Raw genomic sequence first — 8,290 nt, 5'->3', positions numbered from 1 at the left:
GGCTGTCAGTTCTTGGGTTCGACGCGGGCGACCACCACGTGCGGCCGGCCGGGGTGCGGGGCGGTGAACGCCCGGTGCAGCTCCTCGTGGTCGCGGCCGTCCACGGTGGCCGTGGACCAGCCCTCGCCCGCGAACCGGGCCGCGATGCCGCCGTTCCAGCCGTGCGTGGCCGAGGAGTTGTCGATCACCACGACGTGCAGCCGCTCCAGGCCGTACGCGCCGGCGAACGCCACCGCCTCGTGGTTGCTGCCCTCGTCGAACTCGGCGTCCCCGACCAGCACCCACACCGCCGGGGCGTCCAGGCCCTGCGCCCGCAGGCCCAGCGCCGTCCCGACGGCCAGCGGCAGCCCGTGCCCGAGCGAGCCGGAGCCGATCTCCGCGCCGGGCACCAGCAGCCGGTCCGGGTGGTGGCCGAGCGGCGAGTCGTACGACCCGAAGCTGGACAGCAGCTCCACCGGGAAGAAGCCCTTGGCGGCCAGCACCGCGTAGTACGCCATCGGGCCGTGGCCCTTGGACAGCAGGAAGCGGTCCCGGTGGGCCGCGTCCACGGTGGCCGGGCCGACGTTCAGGACCCGGTCGTAGAGCACCCAGAGGGCGTCCAGGGTGGAGGTCGCGGCCGGGGAGTGCTTCTCGTCGCCGGTCATCACCGACATCAGGTGCGGCAGGTCGGCCCAGCCCGGGCCGGCGGGGCGGCCGGGAGTGTGCGTTGTTTCGCTCGTCATGCCACTGAGCATCCAACTTCAAGTCCGCTTCAGGTCAAGGGCGCGCGCCGGTAGTGTTCCGGGGCATGACGCCCTCCCGGCACGACCGCCTCACCATCGGCCAACTCGCCGAGCGCAGCGGCCTCGCCACCTCCGCGCTGCGCTACTACGAGAGCCTCGGCCTGATCCACTCCGAGCGCACCACCGGCAATCAGCGCCGCTACCCGCGCGCCGCGCTGCGCCGGATCGCCTTCGTCCGGGCCGCCCAGCAGGTCGGCCTCTCCCTGGAGGAGGTCCGCACCGCGCTCGCCCGACTGCCCGAGGACCGTGCGCCCACACCCCGCGACTGGCACTCCGTGGCCAGCACCTGGCAGCACCGCATCGACCGGCAGATCGCCGAACTCCAAATGATGAAAGCCAAGTTGACGGGCTGCATCGGCTGCGGCTGCCTCTCCATGAGCCGCTGCGCGCTGTACAACGCCGGCGACCGCGCCGCCGCGGCCGGGCCCGGCGCCCGCTACCTGCTCACCCGCGACCCGGACGACGGGCCGGAGCCGGTTGTCGGACCCGAGCGCCCGCTCTGACGACGGCCCGGCTGTCGGACCCGGGCGCTAGCCTGTCCGCCGGGGACCGGTTTCGGCCATCCGTCGTCGAACCGGTTTCCCGGCCGTCTATGCTGCCCCGAAAGCGTGTTCCATCAACGGGGGGCCGGATATGACCGATCATCAGGAGATCTCGCTCGACTGGATGTCCGGCGCCCAGAGTCCGCCGCCGTCCGCCGAGCTGCGCCCCGAGGTCCCGCACCCGGCCCGGATGTACGACTACTACCTGGGCGGCAAGGACAACTTCCCCGCCGACCGGGCCGCCGCCGAGAAGGTGCTCGCGCTCAGCCCGCTGGTGCGGATCAGCGCGCTCGCCAACCGCGCCTTCCTGCAGCGCGCGGTGCGCACCCTCGCCGCCGAGCAGGGCGTCCGCCAGTTCCTCGACATCGGCACCGGCATCCCCTCCGCGGGCAACACCCACGAGATCGCCCAGTCCGTCGACCCCGCCGCCCGGGTCGCCTACCTGGACAACGACCCGATCGTGCTGGTCCACGGCCGGGCCCTGCTGGCCGGCGCGCAGCAGGGCAGCGTCAGCGTCCTGCAGGCCGACCTGCGCGACCCGAAGGCGATCCTCACCGACCCCGCCGTCCGTGACCTGCTCGACCTCGACCGGCCGGTCGCCCTGATGCTGTTCGCGATCCTGCACTTCATCGACGACGCGGACGACCCGTACGCCGTCGTCCGCACCCTGGTCGACGCCCTGCCCTCCGGCAGCTTCCTGGCGCTCTCGCACGGCACCGCGGACTTCATCGACGACGCGGAGCACGCCTCGAAGGGCCCCGCCGTGTACCGCTCCGCGACCGCCCAGCTCACCATGCGCTCCCACGCGCAGGTGCTGCGCTTCTTCGACGGCCTGGAACTGCTCGAACCCGGTCTGGTCACCGCCCCGCAGTGGCGTCCCGACCAGGCCCCGCAGGACACCGACGACCAGGTCGCCATCTGGGCCGGCGTCGCCCGCAAGCCCTGACGCCGCGTCACTGGCCGTTCGGCGGCAGTGCGATCATTCTTGCCTCCCCATCTCTGGAGGCTGTCCCGTGACCGCACTGCCGCCGCCCCTGGTCGACCCTTCCTGGCTGGCCGACGGCCTCGCCGACCCCGACCTGGTGGTCCTGGACGCGAGCCTCGGCACGCACCGCCACGCCGCGCTCCGCATCCCCGGCGCCCGCCCGTTCGACATCGACGGGCCGCTCTCCGACCCGGCCTCCGACCTGCCGCACACCATGCCCTCGGCCGCCGACTTCCAGCGCGAACTGCGCGCCCTCGGCGTCAACGACCGCTCCACCGTCGTCCTCTACGACGGCGCCGGGATCTACTCCAGCCCGCGCGCCTGGTGGATGCTGCGCGCCATGGGCTTCGACCGCGCCGCCGTCCTGAACGGCGGACTGCCCGCCTGGCAGGCCGCCGGCCACCCCGTCACCTCCGAACAACTCCCGTACTCCCCCGGCGACTTCACCGCCCGGCCGCGCCCCGGCCTGCTGATCGACCGGGACGCCGTGGCCGCCGCCCTCGCCGACCCCGGCACCACCGTCCTGGACGCCCGCTCCCGCGAGCGCTTCACCGGCGACGCCCCCGAACCCCGCCCGCACCTGCGCCGCGGCCACCTCCCCGGCTCCGCCAACCTCCCCTTCACCGAACTCCTCACCCCCGACGGCCGCTACCTCCCCCTCCCCGAGCTGCACGCCCGCCTCGCCGCCGCCACCGCCCACCGCCCCCGCCTCGTCACCACCTGCGGCTCCGGCGTCACCGCCTGCATCCTCGCCTTCGCCGCCCACCTCACCACCCACCCCGCCCCCACCGTCTACGACGGCTCCTGGTCCGACTGGGGCCGCCCGGAAACCACCCTCCCGACGGCCACGGGGGACTGACCGACCGGCACCTCGCGCACACCTCGTCCACGTCGGCCAGTTCGGGCACCAGGCAGGCGAGTTCGTCCGCGATCCGGGTCAGGTCGGCGTGCGAGGTGCGCAGGTCCAGCCGCCGGTACTGGCAGTGGGCGAGCGCGGCGAGCGGCTCGGGGAGGCGTTCGGGGTGCAGCCTCGGGGTGTCGCCGACCAGCACCGGGACGACCAGCGCGCCCGCCGCGAACGCCTCGGCGATCTCGCGGCACGGCCAGTCCTCCGGGTCCTCCACCGCGGCACGCCCGTCCCGGCCCCGGACGTCGAACCAGCGCGGCCCGATCACCGCGAGCAGCACCGGGCAGGAACGCACCGCGGCGATCAGCTCCTGCGGGTAGCAGCGGCCGGGCGCGATGGACTTGCAGGCCCGGAACACCCGCTCGCTGCCGAACCGGTGCGACAGCCCGTGGTCGAGCAGCGCGGCGACCGCTTCCTCGTCGCCCGTGCGGTAGTTGACGAAGACAAGGGACATGCCCCCATCCTCTTCGGCGCCGTCCCGCCCGTCGAGAAGGGCGACGCCGGCGACCGGTCAGGCGCGGCGCAGTTCCAGTTGGCGCCAGAGGTCGTGGACGCGGGTGGTGAGTCGGTCGAGGGTGCCGCTGTTGTCGAGGACCAGGTCGGCGACGGCGAGGCGGGCCTCGCGGGTGGCCTGGGCGGACATGCGGGCGCGGGCCTCGTCCTCGGGCATGCCGCGGAGGGCGGTGAGGCGGCGGAGGCGTTCGGCGTCGGGGACGTCGATGACGACGACCAGGTCGTAGAGGGGGGCGAGGCCGTTCTCGGCGAGGAGCGGGACGTCGTGGACGACGATCGCGTCGGGGCCGGCGGCGGCCTCCAGTTCGGCGGATCGGGCCCGGACCAGGGGGTGGACGATCGCGTTGAGGGCGGCGAGGCGGGCCGGGTCGGTGAAGACGATCCGGCCGAGGGCGGGGCGGTCGAGGGCGCCGTCGGGCAGCAGCACCTCGGGGCCGAACTCGGCGACCACCGCGGCCAGTCCGGGCGTTCCGGGGGCGACCACCTCGCGGGCGATCAGGTCCGAGTCGATGATCACCGCGCCCAGCGCGGCGAGTTGGCGGGAGACCTCGCTCTTGCCCGCGCCGATTCCGCCCGTCAGTCCGATCCTCAGCATGCGAGTCAGGTTACCGGTCCGTACCGGGGCGCTCGGAGGGGCCCGCCCGGAGCGAACGCCGGACGGCCGCAAGGGGAACTTCGCGGGAATTCCGGGGAGGCCCGCCCAAGGGGCGTCCGGGACGAGTTGTCCGTACAGCTCTGCGAGGCCAAATTCGCCGGTTAGGGTGCCGAACACCTGCCCCACCCTCGAACGATCGGAGCACCACCCGTGTCCAGCAACTGGCCCGCCGGCCCGCGCCGGGTCCTGGTCGTCGGCATCGACGGCGTCCGTCTCGACCTGCTGCCCGAGCTGCACACCCCGCACCTGGACGCGGTCGCCGCCGCCGGTTTCCTCGGCCGCGTCGAGGTCGACGACGCCACCCCGACGATGTCCGGCCCGTGCTGGGCGACCATCGCCACCGGCGTCGGCGTCGCCAAGCACGGCGTGCTCGGCAACCACTTCGGGGGCCACCGCCTCGACGTGTTCCCGGACTTCACCACCCGCCTCGCCAAGACGCACCGCCGCCGCACCTTCGCGGTCGGCGGCTGGGAGCCGCTGTTCCTGGCCCGCGACGGCGGCCCGCTGTTCAACGCGCCCGGCCGGCTCTCGTACATCGCGCCGCTGGAGGACACCCCGGAGGCGTGGGAGGTCTGCGACGAGCGGGTCACCGCCGAGGCCGAGTACGTGCTCGCCCGGTCCGACGACGACCCGCAGGCGTCCTTCGTCTACCTCGGCGCGGTGGACGAGACCGCGCACTTCCGCGGCTGCGGCGAGGACTACCGCCGCTCGATCGAGGCCGCCGACGTCCGCCTCGGCCGCCTGCTGGCCGCCCTGCGCGAGCGGCCCACGTACGCCGCCGAGGAGTGGACGGTCGTCGTGGTCACCGACCACGGGCACGTCGACGCGGGCGGCCACGGCGGCCGCAGCGAACTCGAACGCACCGCGTGGATCGCCGCGTTCGGCCCCGGCATCACCCCGGGCGTGCCGGTCGGCCCGCTGCACCACACCGACGTCGCGGCGCAGGTGTACGCGGCGCTGGAGATCGCCCCCGACCCGCACTGGACGCTCGACGGCCGCCCGTTCACGGCCGCCGCGACGGTGCACTGACCAGGCGTCAGGACAGGTCGACGGACTCGCCGGCGCCCAGCACCCGGTACTCCACGCCGCCGGTGCCGGGTCCCTGCGGGCCGAGCAGCCGCCCGTGCACGGCCTGCCCGGCCTCGCTGAGGGTCGCCTCGTGAATGCCCACCGCCTGCCGGGGCCGGGCGTCGCGCAGGTAGTCGACCAATTCGCCGACCTTCACCCACGGCGCGCCGATCGGCAGCAGCAGCGTGTCGACGGTGTCCGGCGCGACGGTCAGCGCGTCGCCCGGGTGGAAGACCCGGCCGCCGAGCAGGAAGCCGATGTTCGGGATCCGCTCGATGTCCCGGTGGATCTCCGCGTGCCACTCGCCGTGCACCGTCACCGGCAGCCCGTCCAGCTCGAACGCATCGCCGTCGCCGACCACCGTCACCCGCGTGCCGATGCCCTCCAGCTGCCGGGCCACCGAGCGGTTGGTCCAGACCCGCAGCCCCGGATTGGCCTCGACGGCGGCCCGCACCTGCCCCTCGGTGAAATGGTCGGCGTGCTCGTGCGTGATCAGCAGCGCGCTCACCCCGCGCACCACGTCCGGGCCGGTGAACATGCCGGGATCGATCAGCACCGCCCCCTCCGCGTGCTCGATCCGGACGCAGGCATGGCCGTACTTCGTCAGTCGCATACCGCCAGACTAGGGCCAGGCCCTAGGGTGCGGGCGCGAACCCCGGCTGCTTGGGCAGGCGCGGGGCGGGCAGCGCCACGGGCAGCGTCAGCGGGCGCAGCGGCGGCAGTTCGACGTGCTCGCTGAGGCCGATGATCCCGTGCAGGCGGCGCAGCGGGGCGGGCGCCCACCAGTTGAGGCGGCCGAACAGCGACATGGTGGCGGGCACCAGCAGGGTGCGCACCAGGGTGGCGTCCACGGCGACGGCGACGGCCAGCGCGATGCCCATCTGTTTGACCATGAGCATCTGCCCGAAGGCGAACCCGGCGAACACGATCACCATCAGCAGCGCGGCCGAAGTGATGATCCGACCGCTGCGTTGCAGGCCCAGCTCCACCGAGCGCAGGCAGCCGTGGCCCTGGTCGTGGAGTTCCTTGATCCGGGACAGCAGGAACACCTCGTAGTCCATCGACAGCCCGAACGCGAAGGCGAACACCAGCACCGGGATCACCGTCTCCAGGCCGCCGGTCGGGGTGAACCCGAGCAGCCCGCTGAAGTAGCCGTGCTGGAACACCAGCGTCAGCGCCCCCAGCGACGCGCCCAGCGACAGCACGTTCATCAGCAGCGCCTTGACCGGCAACACCACCGAGCCGGTCATCATGAACAGCAGCACCAGCGTCCCCGCCGCGACCAGGCCCAGCGCCCACGGCCCGCGCGAGTCGATCTCGTGCCGGAAGTCCACCAGCGACGCCGCGTCCCCCGTCACGGACGTCTCCAGGCCGCCGCGGTGATCACGCAGTTCGGCGACCACCCGCTTGGCCTCCGCGCCCTGCGGGTCGCCCTTCACCAGGACGTCCACGGTCTGCACCTCGTCCGAGACGGGCACCACGGCCCGCACCCCCGACACGCCCGGCACGCTCGCCACCACGGTGTCCGCGTAGTGCTGCGCCTGCTGCGGCGTCCCCTCGACGACCACCTGGACGGGGGCCGGGACCTGCGCCGGGAAACGTTCCTGCACCGTCTCGGCGACCTGCCGGGACGCGAAGCTCTTCGGCAGCACCTCGGCGCCCGAGTTGCGGAAGTGCGAGCCCAGGAACGGCGCGCCCGCCGCGAGCAGCAGCGCCACGCAGGCCAGCATCACCGGCACCGCCCGCCGCTGCACCCGGCGCACCGTCCGGGAGAAGAACCCCTCGTCCGGGACGGGCCCGCCGGGCGCCTTGATCCGCCGCCCCATGAAGCCCAGCAGCGCCGGAATCAGCGTCAGCGCCGCCGCCACCGCGATCACCACCACGCTCACGCCGGCCGCCGCGACCGCCCGGAACACCGGGCTGGTGAACACGAACAGGCCGCTCAGCGCCACCGCCACCGTCAGCCCCGAGAACGCCACCGTCCGGCCGGCCGTCGCGGACGTCCGCTCCACCGCCTGCGCGATCGTCGCGCCCAGGCCGCGTTCCTCGCGGAAACGGTTCACCATCAGCAGCGCGTAGTCGATCGACAGGCCCAGGCCCAGCACCGTCGCGATCGGCAGGACACTGGTGTCGATGTCCATGATCCGGCTGAACCCGAACATCGCCAGCAGCGCGCCGCCCACCGACGCCACCGCCCCGATCCCCGGCAGGCCCGCCGCGGCCAGCCCGCCGAACACCAGCACCATCACGATCAGGGTGAGCGGCAGCGTCACGATCTCCCCGAAGCGGGTGTCCTTCGCGGTCTGGTCCTTCACCTCCTGCTGCAGCACCGGATCGCCGCCGACCACCGTGTGCGCGCCGTCCGCGGTGATCCGCTCCAGCCGGTCCGTCACCGCGCTCAGCTGCTTCGCCGACGCGCCGTCCGCCATCCGCACGGTCACCAGCGACGCCCTGCCGTCGTCCGCGCTCAGCCGGCCGCCCGTCGAGTACGTGTCCGCCACCGAGAGGACGCCGGACAGCTTCGCCACCTCGGAACTCGCCTGCTGGACGGCCGACTTGACGCCTTCGTCCGCCACCTGCGGACCGTCCACCACCGCCGTCACGGTGCCCTGCGCCGGGTCCGCGGCCTGGACCACCGCCGCCCCCCGCGCCGACTCCGACCCACCGCCGCCCGTCCCCGCCACCGAGCCCTCGAACACCCGCCCGCCGATCAGCACCCCCACCACGAGCACCGCCGCCCACACCCCCAGCACCCAACGCCGGTGCCGGAAACACACCCGCCCAAGCGCGGCCAACCGGCCACGAACCTGGGAAACCTGGACCTCTGCTACTGCATTG

9 protein-coding genes are annotated in these 8,290 nt (G+C 73.8%); 4 read left to right on the top strand and 5 right to left on the bottom strand.

The window, feature by feature from the left end:
• Window positions 1-5: 5 nt before the first annotated feature.
• A complete protein-coding gene (locus ACFV4P_RS17945) occupies window positions 6-722 on the bottom strand; it encodes a thiamine pyrophosphate-dependent enzyme (protein ID WP_380472145.1) in 717 nt (238 codons plus the stop codon).
• Window positions 723-787: 65 nt separating this feature from the next.
• Here ACFV4P_RS17945 and soxR point away from each other — a divergent pair, with 65 nt between their 5' ends.
• The 3 genes from soxR to ACFV4P_RS17930 all read left to right on the top strand — a co-directional run bounded on the left by soxR (window position 788) and on the right by ACFV4P_RS17930 (window position 3,168).
• Window positions 788-1,285 (top strand): redox-sensitive transcriptional activator SoxR, encoded by a 498-nt coding sequence (soxR, locus tag ACFV4P_RS17940; protein ID WP_380472143.1) that lies wholly within the window; start codon window positions 788-790, stop codon window positions 1,283-1,285.
• A 130-nt stretch (window positions 1,286-1,415) separates the two neighbouring features.
• Window positions 1,416-2,270 carry an SAM-dependent methyltransferase gene (locus ACFV4P_RS17935; protein WP_380472141.1) on the top strand — a complete coding sequence of 285 codons (855 nt, stop codon included), beginning with the start codon at window positions 1,416-1,418 and terminating at the stop codon, window positions 2,268-2,270.
• Between the two features lie 67 nt (window positions 2,271-2,337).
• The gene (locus tag ACFV4P_RS17930) at window positions 2,338-3,168 is read left to right on the top strand and encodes a sulfurtransferase (RefSeq protein ID WP_380472139.1); all 831 of its coding nucleotides are present in this window, start codon (window positions 2,338-2,340) and stop codon (window positions 3,166-3,168) included.
• Here ACFV4P_RS17930 and ACFV4P_RS17925 read toward each other — a convergent pair.
• On the bottom strand, window positions 3,077-3,670 hold the full coding sequence (locus ACFV4P_RS17925) for a TIR domain-containing protein (protein WP_380472138.1): 594 nt from the start codon (window positions 3,668-3,670) through the stop codon (window positions 3,077-3,079). The two genes, ACFV4P_RS17930 and ACFV4P_RS17925, sit on opposite strands and share 92 nt — an antisense overlap.
• A gap of 57 nt (window positions 3,671-3,727) precedes the next feature.
• The gene (coaE, locus tag ACFV4P_RS17920; RefSeq protein WP_380472137.1) at window positions 3,728-4,324 is read right to left on the bottom strand and encodes a dephospho-CoA kinase; all 597 of its coding nucleotides are present in this window, start codon (window positions 4,322-4,324) and stop codon (window positions 3,728-3,730) included.
• A gap of 210 nt (window positions 4,325-4,534) precedes the next feature.
• On the opposite strand from coaE, the gene ACFV4P_RS17915 reads away from it, so the two are divergent.
• A complete protein-coding gene (locus ACFV4P_RS17915; RefSeq protein ID WP_380472136.1) occupies window positions 4,535-5,413 on the top strand; it encodes an alkaline phosphatase family protein in 879 nt (292 codons plus the stop codon).
• Between the two features lie 7 nt (window positions 5,414-5,420).
• Here ACFV4P_RS17915 and ACFV4P_RS17910 read toward each other — a convergent pair whose 3' ends face one another.
• Together ACFV4P_RS17910 and ACFV4P_RS17905 are read right to left on the bottom strand one after the other, a co-directional pair.
• Entirely contained in the window at window positions 5,421-6,065 is a 645-nt protein-coding gene (locus tag ACFV4P_RS17910) for an MBL fold metallo-hydrolase (protein WP_380472134.1), read from the bottom strand.
• A gap of 22 nt (window positions 6,066-6,087) precedes the next feature.
• The gene (locus ACFV4P_RS17905) at window positions 6,088-8,205 is read right to left on the bottom strand and encodes an MMPL family transporter (RefSeq protein WP_380472132.1); all 2,118 of its coding nucleotides are present in this window, start codon (window positions 8,203-8,205) and stop codon (window positions 6,088-6,090) included.
• Window positions 8,206-8,290 lie beyond the last annotated feature (85 nt).

The sequence above is a fragment of the Kitasatospora sp. NPDC059795 genome (assembly GCF_042732175.1).
Lineage (GTDB): Bacteria > Actinomycetota > Actinomycetes > Streptomycetales > Streptomycetaceae > Kitasatospora.
Note: the sequence above shows the minus strand (reverse complement) of the source record. Positions and strands in the feature narration are given on the sequence as shown.